Source organism: Mycolicibacterium aichiense, from assembly GCF_010726245.1.
Taxonomy (GTDB): domain Bacteria; phylum Actinomycetota; class Actinomycetes; order Mycobacteriales; family Mycobacteriaceae; genus Mycobacterium; species Mycobacterium aichiense.
In genome coordinates this window covers 2,598,600-2,625,416 of record NZ_AP022561.1, presented here as the reverse complement: position 1 = coordinate 2,625,416, position 26,817 = coordinate 2,598,600, and the positions used below count along the sequence as shown (strand labels likewise).

Sequence of the window (26,817 nt, the reverse complement as noted above, 5' to 3'; positions counted from 1 at the left end):
GTGACGCCGGCCGCCGCGCGCGACGTTCACGAATGGTTCCTGGCCCGCGGTCTGCCTCTGGTCCTGACCCGACGGGTGCGCTCGCGACGGCTCATCGCCCGGTCGGCGCCGGTCGTCAGCGGTATCGGCGCGCTGATCGCGGTGACGACAGTGATCGCCGATGTCAGCGACGGTCACGCGGAGATCGGATCCGTCGTGCGGCTGGGAACCATGGCGGTCGTGCTGACGGCAGCGCCGTTCGTGCTGTACCTGCTGCACCGTGCAGGCACCACCCGCAGCGAGGCGGGCCGGCGCAGCGCCGCCCTGCTGGTGATGGCGTTGTTCGTGATCGGCTTCCCGCTGGTCGACCGGGGCTGGACCGGGCTCACCGCGGCCGAAGTGGCCGGCTTCGGGGTGATCGCGCTTCTCGCCATCTGGCTGACCTATCTCGGTATCGGGTCGATTGTCCTGTGGGCGTTCCGATTCGCGTGGGTGCAGTTCGGGGCGCTCGGTACGCTGATGAGCCGCGCGCTACCGCTTCTGATGCTGACCGTGGTGGTGTATTTCACCGGTGAACTGTGGCAGCTGTCGGCTCGCATGACGCGTGAACGGCTCTGGCAGACAATCGGATTCCTGGCCCTGGTGGCACTGGTGTTCATGGTCGTAACCATTCGCGACGAGGTGTCGGCGCTGCGCGAGGACCGCTCGGGACCTCGCGACACCGCAGCGCTGCTGGCCGGCACACCCCTGGCCACCCGGACCGACCCGGTGCGCACACCGTTGTCGACGGCCGAACAGGTCAATGTCGTCGCCGTCATGGTGGTGGCCCAGGCGATCCAGGTGGTGTTCTTCACCACCGGTTTGTTCGCGTTCTTCCTCGCGCTGGGCACCATCGCGATTCCCGACGACGTCACGGTCCTGTGGTCAGCTGAGCAGTCCTGCCCGGTGGGCCAACCTCCTTGTGCCGGAACGTGGTTCGGCATCCATGTGCCGATACCCCAGACCGTGGTGCACACTTCGTTATTCGTGGCGGTGTTGTCCGGGCTGTACTTCACCGTCAGCACGAGCGTTGACCCGCTGTACCGGCAGCGGTTCTTCGATCCGTTGGTCGCGGACGTCGCCGTCAGCCTGGCCGGCCGCGACGCGTATCTGGAAATGGAGGCAAGCGATGACCCAGCCCGATGACATATTCGACAAGCGGTACGGGGAGGTGCTGCTGGTAACGGCCGGCGCCGACGGGCCGGAAGCGGCCGTCTACAACAGCTTTCCACTCAACGACTGCCCGGCCGAGCTGTGGGACAAGCTCGACGCCGAGGCCATCGCCACAGAGCACGGCGCCATCGCCGCATTGTTGAACGGCCCGCGGCACTGGCTGATGAGCACCATCGACAAGGTGGCGCCGGACCACCAGGAGATCGAGACCTTCGGCGGGATCGACATGATCAAGCAAGCCACGGTGAAGCTGTCGTCGATGAACCCGGCGCCATACACCGTCAACCATGTCGACCGCCGAACCGTGTTCAACTTCGATGCCGGCCGACCGGTTTTCGAGCTCGTCGATCCGCAGGGGCAGCGCTGGGTCATGCAGACCTACAGCAAGGCGGTGGATCGCGACCTCAACCTGGCAGCGCTACCGACGTTGTCCACTCGGCTGGATCTGCCGGAGGGATGGCGGTACGAGACGCGCACTCTCACCGAGCGACTGAGCGTCGACACCACCACTCGCGACGCCCACGTGACACAGGACAATCTGGGAAACAGCTACAGCCTGGAGTTTTGAGCCCTGTAACAAACTGACGGTGGCGATGATAACGCTGCGGTAAGGCTCACCTTCGCCATACACTGCGGCCATCGTGTGCTGCCGATGTCGGCGAAGGTGCGCGCTATCGGGGCGAAAGGCAACATCATGAAGAAGCGTGTCATCACCGGCATCGCCGCTGTTGGACTCGGTTTGGCGCTCGCCTCACCGGCCTACGCGGATCAGGACTCCTTCATCACGACACTGGCCAATGACGGCTGGAATGGACCGGTCGACACCGCGGTGGCGCTGGGACAGCACATCTGCAGCGACATCGCCGCCGGCGTTCCGCAGGCGACCACGCTCCAGACCATCTCGGACAACACCACTGACGGCGTCGAGCCGAAGGACGCGGCCTTCTTCTACAGCGCCGCCGCCACCCAGCTCTGCGGACACTGACGACGCGACCCTGGGCCGGTCCTGCTACAGGTACTGGCCCAGGTTCGACTCGGTGTCGATGGCCCGGCTGGCACTGCTGCTCTTGCCGGTGACCAGCGTGCGGATGTAGACGATCCGCTCGCCCTTCTTGCCCGAGATCCGAGCCCAGTCATCGGGATTCGTGGTGTTGGGCAGGTCCTCGTTCTCGGCGAACTCGTCGACGATCGAGTCGAGCAGGTGCTGGATCCGCAGACCCTTCTGCCCGGTTTCCAGGACCGACTTGATCGCGTACTTCTTGGCCCGGTCGACGACGTTCTGGATCATCGCGCCGGAGTTGAAGTCCTTGAAGTACATGACCTCTTTGTCACCGTTGGCGTAGGTGACTTCGAGGAATCGGTTGTCGTCGATCTCTGCGTACATCCGGTCGACGACCTTTTCGATCATGGCCCGGATGCACAGCCCGCGATCGCCGCCGAACTCGGCGAGATCGTCGGCGTTCACCGGCAGGTCCTCGGTGAGGTACTTGCTGAAGATGTCCAGTGCCGCTTCGGCATCCGGCCGTTCGATCTTGATCTTGACGTCGAGGCGCCCCGGCCGCAGGATCGCCGGGTCGATCATGTCCTCGCGGTTGGAGGCGCCGATCACGATGACGTTCTCCAGACCCTCCACACCGTCGATCTCCGACAGCAGCTGGGGCACGACCGTCGTCTCGACATCGGAGCTCACACCGGTGCCGCGAGTACGGAAGATCGAGTCCATCTCGTCGAAGAAGACGATGACCGGCGTTCCCTCGGAGGCCTTTTCGCGCGCCCGCTGGAAGATCAGGCGGATATGCCGTTCGGTCTCGCCGACGAACTTGTTCAGCAGCTCGGGGCCTTTGATGTTGAGGAAGTACGACTTCGCCTCGCGGGCGTCGTCGCCGCGAACCTCGGCCATCTTCTTCGCCAACGAATTGGCCACCGCCTTGGCGATCAGCGTCTTACCGCACCCGGGCGGGCCGTAGAGCAGCACACCTTTCGGCGGTCGCAACGCGTACTCGCGGTAGAGCTCCTTGTGCAGGAACGGCAACTCGACGGCGTCGCGGATCTGCTCGATCTGGCGGGTCAGGCCGCCGATATCGCTGTAGGCGACGTCGGGCACCTCTTCGAGGACGAGATCCTCGACCTCAGCCTTGGGAATCCGTTCGAACGCGTACCCGGCCTTGGTGTCGACGAGCAACGAGTCGCCGGGACGAAGCTTGCGGGGACGCAGATCGTCGTCGTCGAGTTCCTCGGCGACGTCGGCGGGCAGGTCCTCGATGGCGACCAGCGGTTCGGCCAACCACACGATGCGTTCCTCGTCGGCATGCCCGACGACGAGCGCCCGGTGTCCGTCGGCAAGGATCTCGCGGAGGGTGGAGATCTCCCCCACGGATTCGAAGTTTCCGGCCTCCACGACCGTCAGCGCCTCGTTGAGGCGAACCGTCTGGCCTTGCTTGAGCGCCTTCACGTCGATGTTCGGTGAGCACGTCAGCCGCATCTTGCGACCGGAGGTGAACACGTCGACCGTGTCGTCCTCATGGGAACCCAGCAGCACGCCGTATCCGCTCGGCGGCTGACCGAGCCGGTCGACCTCTTCGCGCAGGGCGAGCAACTGCTGACGGGCCTCCTTGAGGGTGTCCATCAGCTTGGCGTTGCGTGACGCCAGGGAGTCGATACGCGCCTCGAGCTGATGCACATCACGAGCACTGCGGGCGCCGCCCTGTGTACTCATGGCGTTCTCCAGCTGATCGCGCAGCACTGACGCCTCGCGGCGCAGCTCTTCAAGTTCGGCGGCGTCTTCGCCGGACAGCTGGGGTTCTTGTGCCTCACTCATGTTGCGCTCCTTTCCCACACCGAGAGTTGGCGCGGTGGATACCTCAACGCTACCGGCCCAACCTCGATCATGTGCGTGCGGGGAATTTCGACACACTGGCAACACTGTTAATCTCTCTAATGAGTCGGGCAGATCGAGAGGACAGCCGTGACCCTGAAAGTCCTAGCCACGGGCGTTGCCGCCGCAGCGATCATCGGCGGCGTTGCCGCAGGTGTGACTTCGGTTGCATTCAGCTCGCCGGTGCCCGCACCGGCCGTGCAGCCCGTCGTCTTCGGCGCACCGATGCCGCAGACGCCGGCGCCGGAGCTCCAGAGCCAGCTCGTCGAGACCCTGAATGGCCTGCAGGGCGGTGGATCGTTCTCGGGCTCCAAGGCCTCCTACATCCAGTTCGGCCTTGGCCGCTTCGAGGGCATCGCCGCAGACCGCGCGTTCAACAACGCGTCGTCCAAGGGCCTGCTTCCGCTGAGCTTCAACGTCGCCGACATCGACCAGGAAGGCCCGACGGCGACAGCGAATGTCACCGCGACCGCGCCCAACGGTCAGACGGCCACCCAGAGCATCCAGTTCGTCGAAGGCCCCAGCCCCAGCGGCTGGCAGCTGACCAAGCAGTCGGCGCTATCGCTGATGCAAGGAGCCGGCTGAGTCAGCGCGGGATGCGATACCCGTTCTTCGTAGGTTTGAGCGCCGCCACAATCGTGGCGGCGCTCAGCCTCTCGGGGTGTTCTGACCACGTCGAGCCGAAATCGGCCCCGAGCCCGTTCGAGCAGTCGTCGACGCCGCTGGCGCCGGCTGATCACAACGCTGCTCCCCTGCCGGCGCCCGACGCGCTGACCGATGTGCTCTACCGGCTGGCCGATCCGGCGGTGAAAGGGGCAGACAAGCTTCAGCTGGTCGAGTCCACCACGCCGGCCGACGCCGCGACCATCGACAAGTTCGCCGCGGCACTGCGCGACGGCGGGTTCACACCGCTGACGTTCACCGCCTCCGAGATCCGGTGGTCGGATCGCCGCCCCGACGATGCGCTGGCATCGATCAACGTCACCACCTCGAACCCGGCCAACCCCGGGAACTTCACCTTTCCGATGGAGTTCCGGCAGGACCGCGGCGGCTGGCAGCTTTCTCGTGAGACCGCCGACATGCTGCTGGCCTTCGGCAATGCCCGTGGCGGTGCGAGCCCGGCCAGTCCGACCCCGACGCCCTGAATGTGGATCGGCTGGTTGGAATTCGACGTCCTGCTCGGTGACGTCCACTCGCTGAAGGAAAAGCGTGCCGTGGTGCGGCCGATCGTCGCCGAACTGCGCCGTCGATTCACGGTGTCGGCGGCTGAGACGGGTTCGACCGATCTGCACCGGCGGGCCGGCATCGGGGTGGCGGTGGTCGCCGGCGAGCGGGCCCACGTCGTCGAGGTGCTCGACGGTGCGGAACGGTTGGTCGCGGCGCGCCCCGAAATCGAATTGCTCTCAGTGCGACGCGGACTACACCGCAGCGACGACTAAGGCGCGAGCTTCTTGCGGCGCAGCGGGGTCGGCGTGATCGTGCCCGGGGCCAGTCGTCGCGCCGAGATCAGGAACGCCGTGTGGCCGCGCATGTTGTGCTGCGGACGCACCGCAAGGCCGACAACGTTCCAGCCGCGCTGCAACGATTCCCATGCCCTGGGCTCGGTCCAGCACTGCTGTTCGCGCAGCAGCTCGACGGTCTTGGACAGCTGGGTCACGGTCGCCACGTACACCATCAGCACCCCGCCGGGGATCAACAGCCGGGCCACGGTGTCCAGGACGTCCCACGGCGACAGCATGTCCAGGATGACGCGGTCGACCGACGCCTCGTCGAGGTCGGAGTCGACAAGGTCGCCGATGATCAGCCGCCAGTTCTCCGGGTCCTCGCCGAAGAACGTCGCCACGTTGCGCCGGGCGTGCACGGCGTGGTCGTCACGCACCTCATAGGAGATCACCTCGCCGTCGGGGCCGACGGCACGCAGCAGAGAGCACGTCAGCGCGCCGGACCCCGCTCCGGCCTCCAGGACCCGGGCGCCCGGAAAGATGTCGCCCTCATGCACGATCTGGGCGGCGTCCTTGGGGTAGATGACCTGGGCGCCGCGCGGCATCGAGAGCACGTAGTCGATGAGCAGCGGGCGTAGCACCAGGAAAGCGTCGCCGTTGGTCGACTTGACCACGCTGCCTTCCGGCAATCCGATCACCGCGTCGTGCTCGATGGCCCCGCGGTGGGTGTGGAACTCACTGCCCGGGTTGAGGATCATCGTGTAGTGACGGCCCTTGGCGTCGGTGAGCTGGACGCGGTCCCCGACGACGAAGGGGCCGGTGCGGCGCGGGGCGGGATCGTCGGTCACAGCCGTTCAGCCTGCCATAGCGGACTCGCCGCGCCGCATACCGTCACCTTGTCGGCACACCGTCCTAGGCTGCAGTTATGTCAGATCAGGTGCTGCAGGCGTCGCGTCCCGCGTTGTCGCCTTCGCGGGCCGCCGACTTCAAGCAGTGCCCGCTGCTGTACCGCTTCCGGGCCGTTGACCGGCTGCCCGAGCCGCCGTCGACCGCTCAGCTGCGGGGTTCGGTGGTGCACGCCGCCCTCGAGCAGCTGTACGGTTTGCCTGCCGCCGAGCGTGGCCCGGATACCGCATTGTCGTTGGTCGACCCGGCATGGGAGCGGGTGCTGTCCGAACACCCGGACTTCGCCGGCGATTTCACCGACGAGCAGCGCACCCAGCTCGTCGCGGAGGCACGCGCCCTGCTGACCGGCTACTACCGGCTCGAGGACCCGACCCGCTTCGATCCACAGAGCTGCGAGCAACGGATCGAGGTCGAACTGGCCGACGGAACGCTGCTGCGCGGTTTCGTCGACCGGATCGACGTCGCGGGCACCGGCGAGCTCCGGGTGGTGGACTACAAGACCGGGAAGGCGCCACCGGAGGCCAGGGCACTCGCGGAGTTCAAGGCGCTGTTTCAGATGAAGTTCTACGCCGTCGCATTGTTGCGTTCCCGTGAGGTGCTGGCCAGCCGATTGCGGCTGATCTATCTGGCGGACGGCCAGGTGCTCGACTACTCACCTGCGCTCGACGAGCTGCTTCGCTTCGAGAAGACTCTGATGGCGATCTGGCGCGCCATCCAATCGGCCGGTGCGACAGGCGATTTCCGGGCCAACCCCTCGCGCCTGTGTAACTGGTGCAGCCATCAGGCGCTCTGTCCGGCGTATGGCGGAACGCCGCCGCCCTATCCCGGCTGGCCCGAACAGATCGGCGGCGAGCCGGCCGCATGAGCTGTTACTACCGGCGGCTCGGAATCGACGGCGAGGCAGAGCTTTTCGCGTCGACCGACGACACCCGGAGCAACTGGAATTCCGACATCCAGCACGGGTCGCCGCCGCTGGCATTGTTGACCAAAGCGATCGAGGCGAAGCTGTCCGACGGTATGCGGATCGGCCGGTTGACTCTGGACATCCTGGGGGCGATACCGATCACCGAGATGCGGGTGCAGGCCCGGGTTGACCGGCCGGGCAGCCGCATTGCGCTGCTCTCGGCCGAGATGTCGGCGGAGCGTCCCGACGGTCCGCCGCGCGCCGTGGCTCGGGTGACGGCCTGGGCGTTGGCCACCTCCGATACCGCCGACGCCGCAACCGATCGCTATCCACCGCTGATCGAGGGCCCCACCGCACCGCTGGAGCTGCACTGGAAGGATGCGCACGGCTACGTCGAGTCGGTGGAATGGCGGCGGCAGTACGACGGATCCGACAGCGGCACGGTGTATTGGATGTCGCCCATTTCCAATCTGGTGGACGACGAGCCCACCACCGCGCTCGAGCGACTCGCCATGGTGGTCGACTCCGCGAATGGCATTGGCGCCGCGATAGATCCGCAGAAGTTCATCTACATGAACACCGACACGGCGGTGCATCTGCATCGCGCGCCGGTGGGCAGCGATTTCGGTGTGCGCGCTCGCGGATCTATCGGGCCGGACGGGATCGGGGTGACCACGGCCGAGTTGTTCGACCGCGACGGATTCATCGGAACCTCGGCGCAGACGCTGCTGGTGCAGCGCCGGTAGCCACCTTATATCTGCTTGCGTCTATATAGACGCAGTGCAATACTCGGAGATGTGGACGTCTTCGAGGCAGTCGCCGAGCCAAATCGCCGGGTGTTGCTGGATACCTTGGCCGCCGGTGATCGCACCGCCGGGGAACTCGTTGCGGCACTGCCGGATCTGACGCAACCCTCGGTGTCGCGGCATCTGCGCATCCTGCGGGAAGTCGGGCTGGTCGAGGTCCGCCCGGATGCGCAGCGCCGGATCTACGCGCTGCGCGCCGACGGACTTGTCGCGATCGACAGCTGGATCGAGCAGTACCGCCAGTTCTGGAGCGGCCACCTCGACGCCCTCGAACGCCACTTGAAGACGACCAAGGAGAGCTCATGACCACTCGCGAGGGCCGGCTCAGCATCGAAAATGACCGGGCAGTACTGACTTTCGAGCGCCGACTCCCCCACCCTGTCGAGCGGGTGTGGGACGCGATCACCAACCCCGAGGAACGCAGCAAATGGATGGGTGACACCACCATCGACGCCCGCGAGGGCGGGACGATCGACATGATCCCTGCCGCACCACCGATCCCGGCCGACCAGAAAAGGATGGCGGGCCGCATCCTGGTGTGGGACCCGCCGCATGTCTTCGAGCACGAATGGAACCAGCGGATCGTCGAACCCGGGGTTGTGCGTTACGAGTTGGTTCCCGACGGCGACGGAACGCTGCTGCGATTCAGTCACCGCGGGCTTGGTGTGCGCAACGCCAACGGTTTTCGGCCCGGGACGCATGCCTACCTGGACCGCCTCGAGGCCTATATGTCCGGGGGCGAGATACCCGACTGGCAGGAGCGCTACCGCGAGGTGGCCGAGAGTGCATACGGAGGACAAGCATGGTGACACCGCACGTGGTGGTGGCATATCACTCAGGCTTCGGCCACACCGCGACCTTGGCGCAGGCCGTGGCGCGGGGAGCGTCGGCGGCGGGGGCACAGGTCCGGCGGATAGCGGTCGACACCCTCGGCGACGACGATTGGCCGATACTCGATGCGGCCGACGCGATCATTTTCGGTTGCCCCACGTACATGGGAAACGTGTCGGCCGGTTTTCAGGCTTTCGCCGAACGCACCGGCCGGCGCTGCATGGAGGGCACCTGGCGCGACAAGGTGGGTGCGGGCTTCACCAACTCCGGATCGAAGGCCGGTGACAAGCTACAGACCCTCAGCGCGCTTGCGGTGTTCGCCGCCCAGCATCACATGCACTGGGTCAACCTCGGCCTGACTGCGGGATGGAACACCAGCGCCGCAAGCGAATTCGACCTGAATCGGCTGGGCTTCTGGCTGGGCGCCGGTGCCTCGACCGATGTCGACGCTGACCCGACTGCGGTCCATGACGCCGACTTGCGCACGTGCGAACACCTCGGGCATCGCGTCGCTACGGTGACGCGTCAGCTGCTCGCGGGGCGGGCTCTTGAATCCGTATGACACGCGCGCATCCACCCAGCGGTCGCAAGTCACTCAGCTCCCGAGGCGGTCCCGCCATTCGGCTTGCGCGCATTTGATGCGGTGATCACGTGCAGGGCGATGGTCGCGCAGGTGCGCAAATGGTTGCCGATCTGGTCTGCGGTCGCCCGGATCTGCTTCAATCCGGCGCGTTCTGGTCCGAGCAAAGCAGTGACGGCTTGACCGAGCACGACCAACGGATCGGCCACCCTGATCGGTTCTGGCGTCGGGGCGAGGATCGACATCGTGATTCCGCCGATCAGAGCGTTCAGCGCGAAAACCTGGTCATCGACATCCCAGTCGGTGCGCACGAGTCCGCTGTCACGCCAAATCGGAAGGATGACACGCAACATGGCGCCCGGCCCCAGCGCCTCGTGAAGGCCACGCGAGCGGGGATCATCTGTCAATATGCCGAGCAGGTCGTGATCGTTGCGCTGGAGCGCAGAGATCAGCGGTTGACTGGTCGCAAGGCCGACGATTGCCGGACAGAACCGCGATGGTCGGGCTAGGTCGTTGTCCTCCGCCAGGAGCTCGATCATCTTTTCAACCTGACTCAAGAATTCCCTGCCGATCAGTCCGAGCAGGAGGTCTTCCTTCGTCGGCCAATAGAGATAGACGGTGCCCTTTCCCACATGCGCGCGGGCAGCGACGTCGGCGACGGTGAATCCCCTCGCACCTCGACTGAGCAGTAGGTCGTTGGCTGCGGCGAGGAGCCGTGCAGCCCTTGCCGAGCTGTTTTCCGGCAGATCGAAGACCATCGAGCTCATCGCCACGATGATAACGGCCCTCCGGGAATCACCTACCCAAAACTAACTGACCGGATTGGTTTTTTGGTCAGTTTTGGCTACTATGCTGTGGCATAGGCGAATACGAGGCGCGACTGAGAAGAGGTAGCTCGATGAGCGATTCGCAGAATTCGACATCCGAGGGTTCAAGCGTGGTCTGCGATGGCAAGAATCCGATCGATCAATCGCCGCGGGTTGCCAACCTGGAGAAGGCGATCTTCTCAGTTGCCGATCGCCTGAACCCGTTCATCGATTTCGCCCGCCCGTATGTCGACGGGCTTGAGAACCTGCCGCGCGACGGCCGATTTCTACTGGTCGGAAACCACACTGTCGTGGGCTCGATGGCCGAGACCTTGATGATCCCCTACGTCGTACATCGGGAGCTCGGGGTCCGCGTCAGAGGCCTTGCAGACAAGGCCATGACGAAAATGCCCGGTCCGCTCGCCGACGTCTTCGAGGCTGCCGGCGCCGTCGTCGGCACTCCCGCCAACGGTGCCGCCCTGATGGCCGCCGGGGAGACCGTCCTGGTTTTCCCGGGCGGCGGTCGCGAGATGCCCAAATTCAAAGGTGAGAAGTACCAGTTGAACTGGGAGGGGCGCAGCGGCTTCGCCCGGCTGGCGATCGCACACGGCTATCCGATTGTCCCCGCCGCGTCCGTTGGTGGCGACGACATTTTTCACGGAACGATTGAGCGAGACGGCATGCTGGGCCGAGCGAGTCAGCTCGTCGGAAGGCAACTCTTCGGACGGTCTGATGTATCCATTCCCCTGATGCGCGGCTTGGGGCCCACCCTTATTCCAGACCCCAACCGCCTGTATCTGCGCTTCGGGCAGCCAATCAGCACAACTCCGACGGGCGGCTCAGCCAGTGCGTGGGAGGCCTGCGTCAAAGAGCAGACAAGGTGCGCTCTCGAAGACGAGCTCGCATCGCTACAGCGACTGCGCCGGACCGATCCGTACCGAAATCTCAATCCGGTGGCCTGGAATCGGGCCCTTCGATCTCCTCAACCGATGCGATGACACCAGCGGATGCGCGCGCGATACGCTGACCCGCTGAGTGATTCAGTAGTAGCGCTTGACCAGCCGACGCGCTGTCTCGGGCGCCAGGCGGGCGAGCGTCATCAGCGCACGGTACGAGCTGCCGGTGACGTAGAGCGGGCGACGGCTGCGCAACGCCTTGACCATGTGACCGGCCACCTCCACGGGAGTCAGCAGCTTCGGTGAACGTACCGAGAGCTTTTCGGTCAGCGGCGTTGCGGTCAGACCGGGAATGAAGACCTTCACCGCAACGCCACGGTCTTCGACCTCGCTGCGCAGCGCGGTGGAGAACGCGACGATGGCGGCCTTGGATGCGGAGTAGTTGGCCTGCGTCGGTCCGGGTACTTTGGCCAGTGTCGACGCAACATTGACGATCTGCCCCCTCCCCTGAGCCAGCATCAGCGGCAGGACGGCTTGCGTAACCCGAAACATGCCAAAGTAATTCACGTCGAATTCCCGCACTGCGACGTGCATATCCTGGGCCGCGGCGGGAGCCTGCGTTGCGACGCCGGCGTTGTTGATCACAATGTCAATCGTGCCCAGAAAGCGTTCAGCGGCATCAACAGCGTCGTGCACCGATGCCGGATCGAGCAAGTCCATCACGGCATAGCCGACGCGGGCGCCATCGTCGCTGACGGTCCGTGCCGCGGTGCGGACGTCAGCCTCCGGTGGCAGACCCGTGATAAACACCCTGGCTCCTTCACCGATCAATCGAGTAGCCACCTCGCGGCCTATTCCGCTGGAGGCGCCGGTGATCAGGATTCCGCTGCCTGCCAATGTCATGCGTCGACCTTCGCGGCCGCGAGATGTTCTCCGAACCAGTCGCGGGTGTGCGCTGCTGCCACGTTCGTGTCGCTGCGCTCCGAATACAGACTCATATGGCTCACGGCAGGCAGAACAGCCAGCTTCTTGAACGGCGAGGCAATCTGATTGAACGCGGCGATCTCCAGATCCCACGCGGTGATGTTGTCGCCCTCGGCAACGATCGTCATGACCTTGGTATCCAGGATCCTCGGCAGGAACGTCGAAACGCTGTAGTTGAGCAACAACTCAGCCGATTCGGTGGTGCTCCAATGCTCATGCAGCGGCGCTTCATCCGACTTGATCTGGTGGAACACCTCGTGGATTCGGGGGAACGGCCACACCGAAAGCTCCGTGGCCGGAGTCAACGTGGCGAAGGCAATTCGATCGTCTACACCCTGGGCGGCATGCCTGCGGGCATCCAAGATCTTGGCCTCGAAGTCGACGAAGCGCGCCTCGCCGTGCACTCGCTTCATGGTCGCGTGTCCGTCGACGACGGGTACGACGCTGACGACCGCCTTCACTCGCGGGTCAATGGCCGCGAGGATCAGGACGTGGCCACCGCTGTACGAGATGCCGAAGGCACCCAACCGGTCGGCGGCCACGTCGTCACGGGATTCCACATAGGTCAGCGCATTGCGATAGTCCGAGATCTGCTGCCACGGATCCAGGTGCTGACGGCGTACGCCGGAACTCTCACCGAAGCCCGCATAATCGAACGTCAGAACCTGAACCGGTGATTCGTTGACGATCCGCGCTACGTGTGGCAGCACAATCTCCTTGGTGTAGCACCATCCCCCGGCGGCCACCACTGTCGGCAGCGGTCCGGTCGCATCGTCAGGCCGAAAAAGGCGACCCGCCAATGTTTCACCGCCGCTGGCAAATTCAACGCGTTGTTCCATGTCTGTACTCCTTCAGATGATTGCCGGACAACAGCTTCGACGTGCGGCGTTTATAGACGATTGTGTGCTTGCGCAGCGGTCAAGCGAGATGGGAAAACCAGTCGGTGAACCAGACGACGAACTCGGAGGCGATGTTCATCCGGTGGACTTCTACCATGGTCGTTGGAAATGCGCGCGGGACTTCGTCGCATACCCGTAGACGAAACCCGTTGCCTTCGTTGCGCAATTGGTAGCGCACACCACCGATCGGTCTTCCGTCCTCGAGCCGGATCGTTCCGACGAGCTCGTGTTCATAGTCAGGGCTGCCGGGCAGCTTCAAACCGGACCTGTCGCCATGGTGCGCGTAGAAGTGCGAGGGGAACGGGGCGCCCCCAAAAGTCTCGACGATCTCCTGAACGCCGCCGCCGACGGGTTCGAGGACGAAGTGGTGGGGTGCCGCCCACAGACCTCTCCGCCGATTTTCGACCGTTGGTTCGGTGAACAGATTGTCGATGAGATCTCGTGCTTCCGTGGCAGTTCCGCGGTTACAGGCGATCTCCACTAGGCTCGCCCTAGGACGTCCGCGGCCGAGGTGGGCTCCCAGTCGGGCAACGAAGCGCGAAGCCGCCAGCTGCCGGCGCAGCCCCTGGACGATCCCCTGTGTGCCGACATCCAGCCGAGCTTCGGTCAAGCAGTCGCGGATGGCGACGAGATCGGTCTCCCCGGACTCGATCAGGTCCAGCGATCCGGTGTGGCCGAAGTTTCGTGCCATCAACCGCGCAGCCGAGACCGAGCGGGCATGTTCGGCGCGCGCCAGCTCGAAGGCTCTGACTTCTCGGCCCAGAAAGACTTTTGCGCTGAATGGATCATCGGGCATGCGCGGCCTCGGTCCAGTTAGAGAACTCCAAGGCAGTGTGCCACTGCTGCTGCTTGACCATGAAAGCCGGTGTGAGAGCGGGAAACTCCTCGATCAAGCGAGCAAAGAACCCAGTGCCGGTGTCGCGGAACTGCATCCGCGCCCCGCCCACCAGGGTGCCGTCGGCGAGCCGGGCGGAGGCGACGATCTGATGGGAGTACTGAGGTTCACGAGGGTTCGCCAAGCCTTCCTCGTTACCGTAGGAGAGGAAGAACTGGTTCGGCATCGGGCTGGCGCCCGTCGCCTGCATCACCTGCTGGCGTCCGTCGTCCGTGGACCGCAGCACGTAATGGTCTGGGCACGCGCGCAACATCGCGGCTTGGTTGTTGAGCTTGAGCTGCTCATCGAACCACTCGACCAGCTGACCGGCGGACCCGCCGGTGACGTGCAGATCGGCAGCGACAAACGCCCGGCGCGAGGTGAGCCGGCTCCCGAACTGAGCGCTCCAGTCGGCGAATCGCAGCTGTGCGGCGAAGCGCTTCAGGAGTCCATCCGCACCGATGGACAGTTTCGCCTGCACCAGCTCCTCGCGACGAATCGTGACGTCGGCCTCTGGTGCGACGCGGATTCCGAGGACCTTGGCCGAGGCGGTGATTCGGCGGTTCTCCCAGGCGAGTACCGCGGCACGGGGCACACGTTGTCCGTCGATGACAGCCTCGATGTCGAACGTCATCTCTCAGCCCTTGTCTGCCGCGATGGCGGCTTCGATCCAGTTGGAGAACTCACACGCCAGGTGCCAGCGATGGCCGCGGATCACCGTTCCGATCATGGGCAAAGGGAATTCGACGAGAAGACGCCCGTGGACGCCTGCCGGCGTGTCCCGGAACTGGTGACGAACACTGCCGATCGGCTTGCCGTTGGATCCGATGGCCACCCCGTCAAGCCGGTAGGGAAATGCCGGGTCCACGGGTGTGGTGATCGAGGAGATGTCGTCGTAGTCGATGTCGAAAAGTGCGGTCAAGGGGCTGCCCCCGTTGGTTTCCAGCACCTCCTGCTTGCCGCCGACGAACCGGAGCACGAAGTGATCAGGACACGCACGGACCATCTCGTACTCGTTCGAGGAGAAGGTGATGTCGTTGAACCATGCGGTGAATTGTTCGGCCGAGCCCCCTGGCACGAACAATTCGGTCATACACAGGCGCCGCCGGTCGGTGAGACTTGCCTGAGCTGTTGCCATCCGGTCCGCGATAGTGGCGCTCCGGGCCAGGCGACGGTGCAGTTCATCGTTGCCGAGTGCCTGTTTGATCTGTACGAACTCCTCACGGCGGGCAGCCACTTCACCCGGGGACGGCGGCACCACGCCAATCTTCTTCGCCGCGGCGTCGATTCGCTTGTCCTCCCATGCCAGCACGTCGGCACGCGGGAACTTCTTACCGTTGATACTCGCGACTATCGCCAGTTCGGCAACCGCCATCTCCACTCCTAACGCTATAGTGTCTAGCGTTAGGGACTCTAGGTCATGCCCCCACGCGCGTCAACGTCCTCAACCTCGGCGCAGACAGCCCAGAGCAGCCGCGAGTCAGAAAGGATGCAGGTGTGGACGAATCGAGAAATCCGCGGCGACGCCCAGGGGGTCGGTCTGCCCGCGTCCAGGATGCTGTCGCCCAAGCCGCCCTGGCCCAGTTGCTCGACGTCGGGTATCAGGGACTGACAATCCGCGGCGTCGCCCAGGCCGCCGGCGTAGCGGAGACCACGGTGTACCGGCGCTGGCCCACTACCAACCACCTCACCGCGGCCGCATTGCTCAAGCTCACGGAGACCGATAACCCGTTGCCCGACACGGGAACCCTCGACGGAGACCTTCGAGCGCTATTGACGCAGATCGTCGCACTACTGAAGAGGCCTGAAGTGCTGCGTGTGGTTCGAAGTGCGGCAGCTATCGATCACGATGAGGACGGCTCGGTGAGGGCCGGAAAGTCCGCATTCTTCGACGCCCGTTTCGCTGATGCCAAGCTGATCGTCGAACGGGCCATCGACCGCGGGGAGATCGCGAGCAACACCGACGCCCACCTGCTGATCGAGGCACTGGTCGCGCCGTCGTATATGCGCGCACTCCTGGAGAACCACCCGCTCGACGAGGAGCTCGTCGATTCGTCGGTCCGCATCGTGCTGGGCGCACTTCAGTCGGTGGGCATCCCCAAGCGGGCGGACTCATCGTAATTACTGCTGCACCGACGAAAACGCTCACCGTGCAGCACTCGGTAGGACAGATCCTCCTGTGGGTCGACCAAACCCGCGCCGCAGTGTTCGACGGTACGGCTTCGGTCCAGGTCGACGACCACTTCCCTACTGGCAAAACGCCATTCACCATCTTCTCGTCGGTAGCGGTCCAGATAGCGCACACCAACGAACGACTCGATCGGTGGGCCATCGGCGCTGGGCAGGATGTGATAGCCGAGCGCGTAGACCTCGCCGCTGGCCTCGTCACCGTCCAGTTCGATCAGATGGTTGCAGACATAGTGCGCTCCGATCTGGATGAACTGAAACGATGACTCCAGAAAATCGACGTAAGCATCGGCGCTGCCACGAAAGATGTTGGCGTGGTTGTCGATCCCGTCGCTGGTGTACAGCGACCGCAACAACGATGGATCCTTGCGATCGACACCGCGACAATACCTCAGGGCCAATTCCCGGATCTCGTCCTTGTCGATCAGGCGCTGGAGTCGCTTGTCCACATTCACCGAATGTCCTCGATCGCCGCCGCGCTATCGAGGTCGCGATATGCGGTCAGAAGCCGAATATGATTGGCCACGTTGATTTCCCAGCCGTAGTTCTCTACCGGACACGTCAACCACCCGATGTAGGTGTTCCAGGCCTGGGCGCGCCGATGCTCGTCGAATGCCTCGGCCAGCGTGGGAAGATCGTCGACACCGTGTTGGCAGAGCAGATCGCGGTGCAGTTCGATTAGGCGTCTTTCGTGCTCGCGCCGCAGCGTCACGTCGAGTCCGGTGGTGATCAAGTACGAGAGGTCATGCATGTAGTAGCCGCGCACGCTCAACTGCCAGTCGATGAACCCCATCGTTTGGTCGGGGAGCACAAAGGTGTTGCCCACGTGGCAATCTCCGTGCACGAGCGTCTGCTGCAGTCCGGACTGGTGCTGCTGGACCAGCCGAACCTTGTCGAACAGGGAATCCGCACTCTCGCCGACCGATTGCACCAACTCTCGCTTGTGACCGGTGTTGGCAACCTCGTCAGCGATCATCGCCGGCACCAGATCGGGATGGTTGAACAGGTCGTGCAACTCGCCCGCCACATGAGTTTGCGCCCATTCCAGTTCCGACGACGACCAATCGACACGGGTGCCCCAGTTCCGAGCGTGCAGTGCTGCCAGCTGCTCGATGGCGTTTTCGATGCTTGCCATCGACGGTGAGGCAGCGGCCGAAGCGAAGCGAGCCCCCGAGGTGGTCAGGTCGTCGAGCGCCAACCCGAAGCTTCCAGTGCGCTCGTCGAACCACGCGCCGAGGCATCGCGGAGTTCTGAGAAATCGCCAGGGCTGCAGCCGGCTGTATGCGGCAACTTCGTTGCGGTACAGCGGGAACGCGGGCAGCTCCGGGCGCGCCACCTTGAGCACGACGTTTGTCGGTAGCCCATTCTCAGCCCCACCGTAGGTCAGCTCCAGATCCACTCGTCCCGCGGTGGACACTGCGTCCCCCTCACCCCATTGCCACACGCGGCGCACGCTGACGTCGCGCACCGATACCCCGGGATTGAGCGTGTCGATCAACCGCTCCAGCAGATCGGGGGTGAGCTCCTTTGCATCAGCAGGTATCGCACCCAAGCCAGACATCGCACCTCCACGCGGACAGACGGAACAATCCCGTCAGAAGCTAATACATATGGGTTATTTTGACAATACGATTGTGATACTGTCTGCCAGTGGACGACGGCAGCCAGCGACCGGGACGGTCCGCGCTCATCGACGCGGCTGAACGGCTGATCGCCGAACAGGGACCCGCAGTGTCGTTGAGGCAGGTGGTCACCGAGGCAGGCCAGCGGAACAGTGCCGCCATCCGGTATCACTTCGGCACTCGCGACGAGTTGATCGCAGCGGTCATCGAAGCACGGCAGAAGATCTTCGAACCACGACGCCTGGAACGGCTCGCCGCGCTTGAGGCCACGGCGACCGCCACCGCGCGCGAACTTCTCGAGGCACTGCTGGGACCGGTCTTCGAATACCAGCGCGCCAAGCCGAACAGCTACCACGCTCGCTTCATGGAAAAGGTTCGCGACTACCCCGGCGTCGAACTCGTCGGGCGACCCGATTGGGCTGCGACGACACTGATCGTCGGTCGTATCACCGCCATCGCACCAGAATCCGGCGTGGATCGCGCAATTCGCATTCGCGGTTTGATCACCGTCGTGTTCGCCCTACTTGCCGATCTGGAACGCCAAGACCACCAGTCGCCAGAGGTACGCATTGCCGCCGAACAGGCAACCCTCGACATGATCCTCGGTGTGGTCAGTACGTTCTCAGCACCGCCCTAGCCCACTCCGACAGAACCGTCAGAGACGGCCGTTCGACGCCTTCGCGGACTCGTCGACGGCCTTGAAGAGCTTCAATGTCTGCGGCAGGCCAATCGCGTTCACCAGGTCGTTCCCAAGATCCTTGACCTCATCGGTGACATCGGCGCGGTCGCCCCGTACTGCCGCCGCAACCAGTTGAATGAGATCGATAGGTATCGTCACAGCGTCGAAAAGCGCTCCTGCGCCTGGAATTACGGATACCAGGTTGTGCGTGGCCTCGATCCACACCTCGAACGGACCGTTCTGCCCGTCCTCGTTCGGCACGAAGTAGTCCCGCACTTTGTCGCGCAGCCTGATCAGGAAGCCCGGCTTCTCGGCGTCTGAGTATGTGGTGACCTTCAGGGCATTGCTGTCCAGGCTCTCCTTGCCCCCGGCGTCGACGGAGCGCGCTGTGTAGGTGTAGGTCACATCCGCGTCCAGGTCCTCGTCGGTGAAGGTGAAGATCGTCGAGACGACTTTGTCGTTGACCTTCACCCCATCGCGATAGATGTTGTACCCGACCACCCGGGTGTCGTCGCTGCCGTCTTTGTCAGGCACGAGTTCGACGGAATGCGCGGTGATGTCGCGCGTCGTCAGTACAGGCGGGGTCAGCGGAACGCCATCGCCGGGGCCCGGACCGGGGTTGCCGGGATCGCCGGGGTCGCCTGGCTTGATGGGGACGATGTCGGGCACGCCGTCGAACTCTCCAATGGTGGTTCCCTTGACCACCGCGATGGCGACGAACTCGGTATAGGGATCGCGCCCTTGGTATTTCACGGTGAAGAGCCCCGGCGTCATTTTGTGGACGCCCACGATCGCGTAGCTTGTGGGATCGATCTTGACCAAGTACATATCGAGGTTCGTGCTGGGGACAGTGTCGAAGTTCTGGATCGACCAATTCCATACCGGCTTGGTGTACGGCTCTGCTGTGAACCGGAACGATTCGGTCAGCACAGTCTCTTTATCCGCCGAAAAGTTGTATGCCACATCGAGAATGCCGGTCGGGTCGACAAGATCGTCGCCATAGGGCGAGTTCATTCCCAAGTACGTGCCCAGGCCTTGTTGGGCGATCCGGTCGTAGTGATTGTTGATGATGTCGACCCACGTGCCCGTCGGCGTGGATGCAGCCGCCTGCGCCGCGGCCGGTGTGACCCTGAAGCGCTCACGGCCTGATTGGGCGACAGTCAGCAGAACTGGCTCGAGAGTCCCGGTCGGACCGGGCGCCGAAGGAGACGCCGCAGCCCGGGCTTTGGCAACGCGAGGCCCGGCGGCGAGTCTCGGAGCTGCCACGCGCGGCCTGACTGCTGCGGACCGCGGACCGGTCGCCTGCCGACTCGATCCAGCCTGGCTGTGCTGGCGCGACGAGCTCGCACCGGTGTCATCCGCGGACGCGACCGCACATGCGGTCCCGATTGCTGCACCGATCCCGAGGGCTACGGCGAGCCCGCCGACGCGACCGACATACCGGGAATAGCTCATGTGGGGCTCCTTCGGAGTTCCTGCCAGGATGCTGGGAACTCGAGCGAAGCCTAGGGGTCGCGACCACGGCTTGTCCCGCGTAGTCGACTACGTCAATTTGAGTGCTCGCGCTGGAAGCTACGTTGCCGAGCAGAATGCAAGCAACGTCAGTCGCGGTGGACTTCGACGCCCCAGAGCACGCGGCGGACGACCGTGCGGAATCCGCGGGGTTGCTGCGCAGGTGCGGGCACGAGTTCGGGCTCGGGCTTGGATTCCGGCTCGGGCTCAGCAGCCGGTTCTGCTTCAGCCTCGGGCTCGGGCTCGGGCTCCGGCTCGGGCTCGGCTTCCGGCTTAGCTTCCTGCTCCGGCTCGGGCTCAGCTTCAGCAGTCGGCTCGGCTTCAGCAGTCGGTTCGGCGTCAGCCTCAGGCGCGGCTTCCGGCTCGGGCTCAGCTTCAGCAGTGGGTTCGGCTTCGGCCTCAGACTCGGGCTCCGCCTCAGCTTCGGCAGTCGGCTCGGCTTCCGGCTCCGGCTCGGGTTCGGCCTCGGGCTCCGCCTCAGCTTCGGCGGTCGGTTCGGCGTCAGCCTCAGGCGCGGCTTCCGGCTCGGGCTCGGCTTCCGGTTCAGCCTCAGCCTCAGGCTCAGGCTCGGGCTCGGCTTGGGCCTCAGGCTCCGCCTCTGGCTCGGCCGCAGCTTCTGGCTCCGCCTCGGGCTCAGCCTCCTCCGTATCGCCAACAGCGGCGGCGTCTTCGGAGTCATGCTCGGCTGCCACGGTCGCGGCGGCGACAATACCTCCGCCCGTCGCGACCGCCACCAAATCCTCGGCCATCCGCTCGGCCGGCGACTCCTCGTCGGGCTCACCGGCCGCCGCGTGCTCACCGCCCAACGTGGTCGGATCCTCGCGGCCCTTGGGCGCCAACAGGATGTACACAATCGCACCGATGAACACGAACACCGACGTGAACGAGTTCACCCGGATACCCGCGATATGGGTGGCGGTGTCGTCGCGCAACAACTCGACCCAGAATCGGCCGATGCAGTACGCCGCCACATACGCCGCGAACAGCCGGCCGTGGCCGATCTTGAACCGCCGGTCGATCCAGATCAGGAAGAGGAACACCAGCACGTTCCACAGCAGCTCGTAGAGGAACGTCGGCTGCACCACCGCGGCGACCTGCCCGGTCGACACCCCGTCGAGGGAGTGCACGTCGACCATCCCGGAGGAGTCCCGCCGGTAGAAGATCTCCATCCCCCACGGCACGGTGGTCTCGCGGCCGTACAGCTCCTGGTTGAAGTAGTTCCCGAGCCGGCCGATCGCCTGCGCCAACACAATTCCCGGCGCGATCGCATCGCCGAACGCGGGCAACGGAATCCCTCTGCGCCGGCAGGCAATCCACGCACCCACACCGCCGAGGGCAACCGCACCCCAGATGCCGAGGCCGCCATCCCAGATCCGCAACGCCGCGCCGACGCCGGCGCCACCCTCGGCGAAATACGTTCGCCAGTCGGTCATCAGGTGATACAGACGCCCACCGATCAGACCGAACGGCACCGCCCACAGCGCGATGTCGTAGATGACGCCCCGCTCGCCACCACGGGCCACCCAGCGGCGATCACCGATCACCAGCGCGGCGATGATGCCGGCGATGATGCACAGCGCATACGCCCGGATCGGTACCGGGCCCAGATGCCACACGCCCTGAGACGGACTCGGGAAATAAGCCAAGACGGTCGTCGTCACGAAGCGGACACCTTCTGTCGCACACCCACGGCCAACTCCTCGGTCAGCGTCCGCACTGCCGCCAACCCATCGGTCAATGCCGACACCAGAGCCGAACCCACGATCACCCCGTCGGCGAAGGCCGCGATCTCGGCGGCCTGCTCACGGGAGCGCACACCAAGACCGACCCCCACCGGGATGTCGGAAACCTCTTTGACCCGCCGCACGAGTTCCGGTGCGGCGCTCGACACCGCGTCCCGGGCGCCGGTGACACCCATGGTCGAGGCCGCGTAGACGAAACCCCGCGAGGCCTGCACGGTTTTGGCCAGCCGCTCCGGGGTCGACGACGGCGCCACCAGGAAGATCCGGTCCAGATCGTGTGCCTCCGCGGCGGCCAGCCACTCGTCGGCCTCGTCCGGAATCAAGTCCGGGGTGATCATGCCCAGTCCCCCGGCGGCCGCCAGGTCACGAGACCACGCGTCAATTCCGTAGTGCAGCATGAGATTCCAGTACGTCATCACAACCGCATGACCGCCGGCGGCGCTGATGGCCTCCACCGCGCGCAGGGTGTCGCGAACCCGTACGCCGCCCTGCAACGCGACCTCGGTCGCGGTCGCGATGACCGGCCCGTCCATCCCCGGATCGGAGTACGGAACCCCGACTTCGACGATGTCACAACCAGATTCGACCAGAGCCACCAGCGCGTCGATCGACACGTCGACGGACGGATACCCGGTCGGCAGATACCCGATCAGGGCGGCACGGCCCTCGTCGTGGCACGCCGCGAACACCGAACCCAGCCGTCCCGCCTGGGCGTGTTGGACGGTCATGAGGCTCCCGGGCCGGACTGGTCGAACAGCCCGAACCACTTGGCCGCCGTCTCCACGTCCTTGTCGCCGCGGCCCGACAAGTTGACCAGGATGATCGAACCCGGGCCCAACTCGCCCGCCAGCTTCACCACGCCGGCCACGGCGTGCGCCGATTCGATGGCCGGGATGATGCCCTCCAGTCGACACAACAGCCGGAACGCGTCCATGGCCTCGGTGTCGGTGATCGGCTGGTACTCAGTACGCCCGATGTCCTTGAGGAACGCATGCTCAGGGCCGACGCCCGGATAGTCCAGACCCGCCGAGATCGAATGCGACTCGATGGTCTGGCCATCCTCGTTCTGCAGAAGATACGAGTAGGACCCTTGGAACGCTCCCGGTGTTCCACCGGCGAAAGTCGCTGCATGCCTTCCGGTTTCGACGCCATCACCGGCCGCCTCGTAACCGATCAGCCGCACATTCTCGTCATCGATGAACGGGTGGAAGATGCCGATCGCATTGGACCCGCCACCCACGCAGGCCGTCACCGCGTCGGGCAGCCGGCCGGCCTGCGCCAGCATCTGCGCCCGCGCCTCGAGGCCGATGATGCGCTGGAAGTCGCGCACCATCATCGGGAACGGGTGCGGCCCGGCGGCGGTCCCGAAGCAGTAGTACGTGCTGTCGGCGTTGGTGACCCAGTCGCGGAAGGCGTCGTTGATGGCGTCCTTGAGCGTCTTGGAGCCGGACTCCACCGACACCACCTCGGCGCCCAGCAGCCGCATCCGCGCGACGTTGAGCGCCTGGCGCGCGGTGTCCACCGCGCCCATGTAGATCACGCAGTCCAGACCCAGCAGCGCACACGCGGTCGCGGTCGCGACGCCGTGCTGGCCGGCGCCGGTCTCGGCGATCACCCGGGTCTTGCCCATCTGCTTGGCCAGCAGTGCCTGCCCGAGCACATTGTTGATCTTGTGCGAGCCGGTGTGGTTGAGGTCCTCGCGCTTGAGAAAGATCCGTGCCCCACCGAGGTGCTCGCTCAGCCGGACCGCTTCGTAGAGCGGCGACGGGCGGCCGGCGTAGTGGGTCTGCAGGTTGTCGAGGCGATCCAGGAATTCCTGGTCGGTGCGCGCCTTTTCGTAGGCGGCCGTCACCTCTTCGATCACGGCCATCAGCGCTTCGGCCACGTACCGCCCGCCGTAGGCGCCGAAGTGCCCGCGGGCATCGGGTTCGTGCAACGTCTGCTCGGCCACGGCCGCGCTCATGCGCGGCACGTTCGGAGTGGAGATATCAGCCACGACTCAGCGAGCGGGTTTCGGGCAGGAGGGATGCGCTCCCGCGGTCACCAGGTCTGCGACGGCGCTGCGCGGGTCACCGCTGGTGACCAGACCTTCGCCGACCAACACCGCATCGGCTCCGGCGCCGGCGTACGCCAGCAGGTCACCGGTGCCCCGGACACCGGATTCGGCGACCCGGATGATGTCGGACGGCAGCCCCGGTGCGATCCGCGCGAAGCAGTCCCGGTCCACCTCCAACGTCTTGAGGTCACGGGCGTTGACGCCGATGACCTTGGCGCCGGCCTGCAGCGCCCGGTCGGCTTCTTCCTCGGTATGCACCTCGACGAGCGCGGTCATGCCGAGGGACTCGGTGCGCTCCAGCAGCGACTCCAGGGCCGGCTGCTCGAGCGCGGCGACGATCAGCAGCAGCATGTCCGCGCCGTGCGCCCTGGCCTCGTGAATCTGATAAGGCCGAACGATGAAGTCTTTGCGCAGCACCGGGATTCGCACGGCGGCACGTACCGTGTCCAAGTCGGCCAGCGAGCCGTGGAAGCGGCGTTCCTCGGTGAGCACGCTGATCACCCGGGCGCCACCGCTCTCGTAGGCGCGCGCCAGCTCGGCGGGGTCGGCGATATTGGCCAGCTGGCCGCGGGAAGGACTGGCGCGCTTCACTTCGGCGATGACGGCGATGCCCGGCGCGCGCAGCGCGGCCAGCACGTTCAGCGGGGCCGGCGCGGCCTCCGCGGCGGCCTTGACCTCAGCCAGACTGATGATCGCCTCGCGGGCGGCAACGTCGGCGCGCACTCCCTCGATGATCGAGTCGAGCACGCTTGCCGAACTCATGGCTGCCGGATCCCTTCTCACGCCCTGGCGATCTCGCTTGCGTCGTCCAGTGAAGGGTAGTCGTATCGAGCCGCGCATCCGTCACCGACCCTCGGTGTCGGCACGACGATCCGTGGGATCGACACCTTCGTCCAGCGCGTCCCACATGCCTCGCTCCGATACGCCGGTATCCGTGTCCTCGCTCCGCGCCGCGCTGCGGCGAACTGCCGGTGCCGCGTATTTGGCGGTGGCCTGGCGTCCTGAAGCCGCCGAGCGCATCAGCAGTACGGCAGCGACCAGCGCACATGCCGCCGCGCCAATGGTCAGCCCGGCGCCGAGGTACTCCCGGCCGCTGGCGACGAGCGTGTGCACCGGGAGCTGCGCCAGTTCCGCGGCGCGCGGACCGACGTCCGGAGTGCGGAACAAGCTGACTCCGAGGTATCCGAGCAGCAGCGTCACCACCGCCACCAGCACCGCGACCGCACGCAGGACCCATCCCCGCACCGCCAGGCCCGCCACCGCCGCGGCCAGCAGCAGGACGGCCAACGGCAGCAGGGCGTTGGACCAGTTGGCGCCGGTCAATGTGACCGTCTTGGGCTGGCCGAGACCGTCGAACGACGTCACCGACACCCAGGTGAGGCGGGAGGCGACCCACAGCAGCACCGCCGAGACGACCAGCAACAGCTGTCCGATGCGGATCACGGCGCGCTCAGCGTTTCGGCGGCGGCGATCGCGTTCAGTACCGCCTTGGCCTTGTTGGCGGACTCGTTGTACTCGTAGGGACCGTTGGAGTCGGCCACCACGCCACCACCGGCCTGCACGTAGGCGGTGCCCTTGCTCATCAGGGCAGTACGGATGGCGATGGCGAAGTCGGCGTTGCCTGCGAAGTCCAGATAGCCGACGACCCCGCCGTAGAGGCCGCGACGGGTCTTCTCCACGCCTTCGATGAGCTCCATGGCCCGCACCTTCGGCGCACCGGTCAGCGTGCCTGCCGGGAAGCAGGCCGTCACCGCGTCCAGCGCCGTGCGGCCATCGGCGAGCAGCCCGGTGACCGTCGAGACGATGTGCATCACGTGGCTGTAGCGCTCGATGTGGCTGTAGTCCTCCACGCGCACCGTGCCCGGGACGCACACCCGGCCGAGGTCGTTGCGCCCGAGGTCGACCAGCATCAGATGCTCGGAGCGTTCCTTCTCGTCGGCCAGCAACTCCTTCTCGAGCAGCTGGTCCTCCTCCTCGGTCTGGCCGCGCCACCGCGTTCCGGCGATCGGATGCGTTGTGGCCCAGCCGTCCTTCACCGTCACCAGCGATTCCGGGCTGGAGCCGACGATCGAAAAAGCCGTTCCCCCAGTCTCATCCGGCACGTGCATGAGATACATGTAGGGGCTGGGATTGGTCACCCGCAGCAGCCGGTACACATCAATAGGATCAGCTCGGGTCTCCAGTTCGAAGCGCTGCGAGGGCACCACCTGGAAGGCCTCGCCGGCCTCGATCTCCTTGACCAGGCGCTCGACGATCTCGCTGTACTCCTCCATCGTGCGCTGGGAGCGGTGCCGGGGCTGCGGGCGGGAATAGGTCGCCACGGTCGACGACAGGGGCTGGCCGAGCGCCTGGGTCATCACGTCGAGGCGCGCGACGGCATCGTCGTAGGCCTCGTCCACCCGCTCGTCGGTGCCGTTCCAGTTCACCGCGTTGGCGATCAGGGTGATGGTGCCCTCGTGATGGTCGACGGCGGCCAGATCGGTGGCGAGCAGCAGGAGCATGTCGGGCAAGCCGAGGTCGTCGGTCGCCAACGCGGGCAGCCGCTCGAGGCGCCGGACGAAGTCGTAGGCGAAGAATCCGACCATCCCGCCCGACAGCGGCGGCACCCCGGGCCCCAGTGATGCCGGCGACTCGGTGGACAGCAGCGCCATCGTCTCGTGCAGGGCCCGCAACGGATCGCCACCGGTCGGGGCGTCCTGCGGGGTGGCGCCCAGCCAGACGGCCTCGCCGTCACGCACGGTCAGCGCGGAGGGTGCACCCGCCCCGATGAACGACCAGCGCGACCACGACCGGCCGTTCTCAGCGGACTCGAGCAGGAATGTTCCGGGCCGGTTGGCCGCCAGTTTCCGGTACGCCGACAGCGGTGTCTCACTGTCGGCGAGCACCTTGCGGATCACCGGCACCACGCGATGTTCGGCGGCCAGCGCCCGGAACTCCTCACGCGTGGTGGTGGCGGCGAGGTTGGATTGCACGGGTACATCCTCCCAGACCCGCTGCGCCGGATTGACCGGCGTAGCCTGCACCC

At 65.4% G+C, this 26,817-nt stretch carries 31 protein-coding genes; 14 read left to right on the top strand and 17 right to left on the bottom strand.

Going from position 1 to position 26,817, the window contains the following annotated elements:
- The 3 genes from G6N32_RS12680 to G6N32_RS12670 all read left to right on the top strand — a co-directional run bounded on the left by G6N32_RS12680 (position 1) and on the right by G6N32_RS12670 (position 2,176).
- Complete coding sequence (locus G6N32_RS12680) at positions 1 to 1,164, top strand: hypothetical protein (RefSeq protein WP_115319904.1); 1,164 nt, start codon at positions 1 to 3, stop codon at positions 1,162 to 1,164.
- Positions 1,148 to 1,759, top strand: a complete 612-nt coding sequence (locus tag G6N32_RS12675) for a hypothetical protein (protein WP_115319903.1) — start codon at positions 1,148 to 1,150, stop codon at positions 1,757 to 1,759. The genes G6N32_RS12680 and G6N32_RS12675 overlap by 17 nt, the downstream gene beginning before the upstream one ends.
- 126 nt (positions 1,760 to 1,885) lie before the next feature.
- Positions 1,886 to 2,176 (top strand): DUF732 domain-containing protein, encoded by a 291-nt coding sequence (locus G6N32_RS12670; RefSeq protein WP_163789251.1) that lies wholly within the window; start codon positions 1,886 to 1,888, stop codon positions 2,174 to 2,176.
- A 24-nt stretch (positions 2,177 to 2,200) separates the two neighbouring features.
- Here G6N32_RS12670 and arc read toward each other — a convergent pair whose 3' ends face one another.
- Positions 2,201 to 4,009, bottom strand: a complete 1,809-nt coding sequence (arc, locus tag G6N32_RS12665) for a proteasome ATPase (protein ID WP_172507285.1) — start codon at positions 4,007 to 4,009, stop codon at positions 2,201 to 2,203.
- 147 nt (positions 4,010 to 4,156) lie between these two features.
- On the opposite strand from arc, the gene G6N32_RS12660 reads away from it, so the two are divergent.
- Genes G6N32_RS12660 through G6N32_RS12650 form a run of 3 tightly spaced genes read left to right on the top strand, consistent with a single transcriptional unit; the run spans position 4,157 to position 5,505 of the window.
- Positions 4,157 to 4,651 (top strand): MTB12 family secreted protein, encoded by a 495-nt coding sequence (locus G6N32_RS12660; protein WP_115319901.1) that lies wholly within the window; start codon positions 4,157 to 4,159, stop codon positions 4,649 to 4,651.
- Between the two features lie 11 nt (positions 4,652 to 4,662).
- Complete coding sequence (gene lppK / locus G6N32_RS12655) at positions 4,663 to 5,211, top strand: lipoprotein LppK (RefSeq protein WP_115319900.1); 549 nt, start codon at positions 4,663 to 4,665, stop codon at positions 5,209 to 5,211.
- A complete protein-coding gene (locus tag G6N32_RS12650; protein WP_115319899.1) occupies positions 5,212 to 5,505 on the top strand; it encodes a DUF503 domain-containing protein in 294 nt (97 codons plus the stop codon).
- Here G6N32_RS12650 and G6N32_RS12645 read toward each other — a convergent pair.
- Positions 5,502 to 6,356, bottom strand: coding sequence for a tRNA (adenine-N1)-methyltransferase (locus tag G6N32_RS12645; RefSeq protein WP_115319898.1), 855 nt, complete (start codon positions 6,354 to 6,356; stop codon positions 5,502 to 5,504). The genes G6N32_RS12650 and G6N32_RS12645 overlap by 4 nt on opposite strands.
- Positions 6,357 to 6,433: 77 nt before the next feature.
- Here G6N32_RS12645 and G6N32_RS12640 point away from each other — a divergent pair, with 77 nt between their 5' ends.
- From G6N32_RS12640 to G6N32_RS12620, 5 genes are read left to right on the top strand one after another with little or no spacing between them, the layout of a single operon-like run.
- A complete protein-coding gene (locus G6N32_RS12640) occupies positions 6,434 to 7,279 on the top strand; it encodes a RecB family exonuclease (protein WP_115319897.1) in 846 nt (281 codons plus the stop codon).
- On the top strand, positions 7,276 to 8,064 hold the full coding sequence (locus G6N32_RS12635) for a thioesterase family protein (protein WP_115319896.1): 789 nt from the start codon (positions 7,276 to 7,278) through the stop codon (positions 8,062 to 8,064). The genes G6N32_RS12640 and G6N32_RS12635 overlap by 4 nt, the downstream gene beginning before the upstream one ends.
- A 51-nt stretch (positions 8,065 to 8,115) precedes the next feature.
- Positions 8,116 to 8,430 (top strand): ArsR/SmtB family transcription factor, encoded by a 315-nt coding sequence (locus tag G6N32_RS12630; RefSeq protein ID WP_115319895.1) that lies wholly within the window; start codon positions 8,116 to 8,118, stop codon positions 8,428 to 8,430.
- Positions 8,427 to 8,933: an SRPBCC family protein gene (locus G6N32_RS12625; protein WP_115319894.1), complete on the top strand. Its 507-nt coding sequence runs from the start codon at positions 8,427 to 8,429 to the stop codon at positions 8,931 to 8,933. The genes G6N32_RS12630 and G6N32_RS12625 overlap by 4 nt, the downstream gene beginning before the upstream one ends.
- Entirely contained in the window at positions 8,927 to 9,517 is a 591-nt protein-coding gene (locus G6N32_RS12620; protein WP_115319893.1) for a flavodoxin family protein, read from the top strand. Before G6N32_RS12625 ends, G6N32_RS12620 begins: the two co-directional genes overlap by 7 nt.
- A gap of 29 nt (positions 9,518 to 9,546) precedes the next feature.
- On the opposite strand, the gene G6N32_RS12615 is transcribed toward G6N32_RS12620, so the two are convergent.
- Positions 9,547 to 10,302 carry a TetR/AcrR family transcriptional regulator gene (locus tag G6N32_RS12615; protein WP_232077618.1) on the bottom strand — a complete coding sequence of 252 codons (756 nt, stop codon included), beginning with the start codon at positions 10,300 to 10,302 and terminating at the stop codon, positions 9,547 to 9,549.
- Between the two features lie 131 nt (positions 10,303 to 10,433).
- On the opposite strand from G6N32_RS12615, the gene G6N32_RS12610 reads away from it, so the two are divergent.
- The gene (locus G6N32_RS12610; protein ID WP_115319892.1) at positions 10,434 to 11,339 is read left to right on the top strand and encodes a lysophospholipid acyltransferase family protein; all 906 of its coding nucleotides are present in this window, start codon (positions 10,434 to 10,436) and stop codon (positions 11,337 to 11,339) included.
- 42 nt (positions 11,340 to 11,381) lie between these two features.
- On the opposite strand, the gene G6N32_RS12605 is transcribed toward G6N32_RS12610, so the two are convergent.
- The 5 genes from G6N32_RS12605 to G6N32_RS12585 form a co-directional block, all read right to left on the bottom strand.
- Entirely contained in the window at positions 11,382 to 12,140 is a 759-nt protein-coding gene (locus tag G6N32_RS12605) for an SDR family NAD(P)-dependent oxidoreductase (RefSeq protein ID WP_115319891.1), read from the bottom strand.
- Positions 12,137 to 13,060: an alpha/beta hydrolase gene (locus tag G6N32_RS12600; RefSeq protein ID WP_115319890.1), complete on the bottom strand. Its 924-nt coding sequence runs from the start codon at positions 13,058 to 13,060 to the stop codon at positions 12,137 to 12,139. Before G6N32_RS12600 ends, G6N32_RS12605 begins: the two co-directional genes overlap by 4 nt.
- 79 nt (positions 13,061 to 13,139) lie before the next feature.
- Positions 13,140 to 13,916 (bottom strand): hypothetical protein, encoded by a 777-nt coding sequence (locus G6N32_RS12595; RefSeq protein WP_115319889.1) that lies wholly within the window; start codon positions 13,914 to 13,916, stop codon positions 13,140 to 13,142.
- Positions 13,906 to 14,628 (bottom strand): hypothetical protein, encoded by a 723-nt coding sequence (locus G6N32_RS12590; RefSeq protein WP_115319888.1) that lies wholly within the window; start codon positions 14,626 to 14,628, stop codon positions 13,906 to 13,908. Before G6N32_RS12590 ends, G6N32_RS12595 begins: the two co-directional genes overlap by 11 nt.
- A gap of 3 nt (positions 14,629 to 14,631) precedes the next feature.
- Entirely contained in the window at positions 14,632 to 15,369 is a 738-nt protein-coding gene (locus G6N32_RS12585; RefSeq protein ID WP_170310594.1) for a hypothetical protein, read from the bottom strand.
- 122 nt (positions 15,370 to 15,491) lie between these two features.
- Here G6N32_RS12585 and G6N32_RS12580 point away from each other — a divergent pair, with 122 nt between their 5' ends.
- On the top strand, positions 15,492 to 16,115 hold the full coding sequence (locus G6N32_RS12580) for a TetR/AcrR family transcriptional regulator (protein ID WP_115319887.1): 624 nt from the start codon (positions 15,492 to 15,494) through the stop codon (positions 16,113 to 16,115).
- Here the strand turns inward: G6N32_RS12580 and G6N32_RS12575 are convergent.
- Positions 16,076 to 16,636 (bottom strand): nuclear transport factor 2 family protein, encoded by a 561-nt coding sequence (locus tag G6N32_RS12575; RefSeq protein ID WP_115319886.1) that lies wholly within the window; start codon positions 16,634 to 16,636, stop codon positions 16,076 to 16,078. The two genes, G6N32_RS12580 and G6N32_RS12575, sit on opposite strands and share 40 nt — an antisense overlap.
- The gene (locus G6N32_RS12570) at positions 16,633 to 17,742 is read right to left on the bottom strand and encodes a phosphotransferase family protein (protein WP_115319885.1); all 1,110 of its coding nucleotides are present in this window, start codon (positions 17,740 to 17,742) and stop codon (positions 16,633 to 16,635) included. Before G6N32_RS12570 ends, G6N32_RS12575 begins: the two co-directional genes overlap by 4 nt.
- A gap of 89 nt (positions 17,743 to 17,831) precedes the next feature.
- On the opposite strand from G6N32_RS12570, the gene G6N32_RS12565 reads away from it, so the two are divergent.
- Positions 17,832 to 18,440 carry a TetR/AcrR family transcriptional regulator gene (locus tag G6N32_RS12565; RefSeq protein ID WP_163789249.1) on the top strand — a complete coding sequence of 203 codons (609 nt, stop codon included), beginning with the start codon at positions 17,832 to 17,834 and terminating at the stop codon, positions 18,438 to 18,440.
- A gap of 18 nt (positions 18,441 to 18,458) precedes the next feature.
- Here G6N32_RS12565 and G6N32_RS12560 read toward each other — a convergent pair whose 3' ends face one another.
- From G6N32_RS12560 to G6N32_RS12530, 7 genes are all read right to left on the bottom strand, one after another.
- Complete coding sequence (locus tag G6N32_RS12560) at positions 18,459 to 19,304, bottom strand: hypothetical protein (protein WP_163789247.1); 846 nt, start codon at positions 19,302 to 19,304, stop codon at positions 18,459 to 18,461.
- A 779-nt stretch (positions 19,305 to 20,083) separates the two neighbouring features.
- Positions 20,084 to 21,655: a prolipoprotein diacylglyceryl transferase gene (locus G6N32_RS12555; protein WP_115319882.1), complete on the bottom strand. Its 1,572-nt coding sequence runs from the start codon at positions 21,653 to 21,655 to the stop codon at positions 20,084 to 20,086.
- Positions 21,652 to 22,464: a tryptophan synthase subunit alpha gene (gene trpA, locus G6N32_RS12550; RefSeq protein WP_115319881.1), complete on the bottom strand. Its 813-nt coding sequence runs from the start codon at positions 22,462 to 22,464 to the stop codon at positions 21,652 to 21,654. The genes G6N32_RS12555 and trpA overlap by 4 nt, the downstream gene beginning before the upstream one ends.
- Positions 22,461 to 23,699 carry a tryptophan synthase subunit beta gene (trpB, locus tag G6N32_RS12545; RefSeq protein ID WP_276047999.1) on the bottom strand — a complete coding sequence of 413 codons (1,239 nt, stop codon included), beginning with the start codon at positions 23,697 to 23,699 and terminating at the stop codon, positions 22,461 to 22,463. The genes trpA and trpB overlap by 4 nt, the downstream gene beginning before the upstream one ends.
- Positions 23,700 to 23,735: 36 nt before the next feature.
- A complete protein-coding gene (trpC, locus tag G6N32_RS12540) occupies positions 23,736 to 24,554 on the bottom strand; it encodes an indole-3-glycerol phosphate synthase TrpC (protein WP_083120445.1) in 819 nt (272 codons plus the stop codon).
- An 81-nt stretch (positions 24,555 to 24,635) separates the two neighbouring features.
- Positions 24,636 to 25,235, bottom strand: coding sequence for a TIGR02234 family membrane protein (locus G6N32_RS12535; protein WP_115319879.1), 600 nt, complete (start codon positions 25,233 to 25,235; stop codon positions 24,636 to 24,638).
- Entirely contained in the window at positions 25,232 to 26,764 is a 1,533-nt protein-coding gene (locus tag G6N32_RS12530; RefSeq protein WP_115321119.1) for an anthranilate synthase component I, read from the bottom strand. Before G6N32_RS12530 ends, G6N32_RS12535 begins: the two co-directional genes overlap by 4 nt.
- Positions 26,765 to 26,817 lie beyond the last annotated feature (53 nt).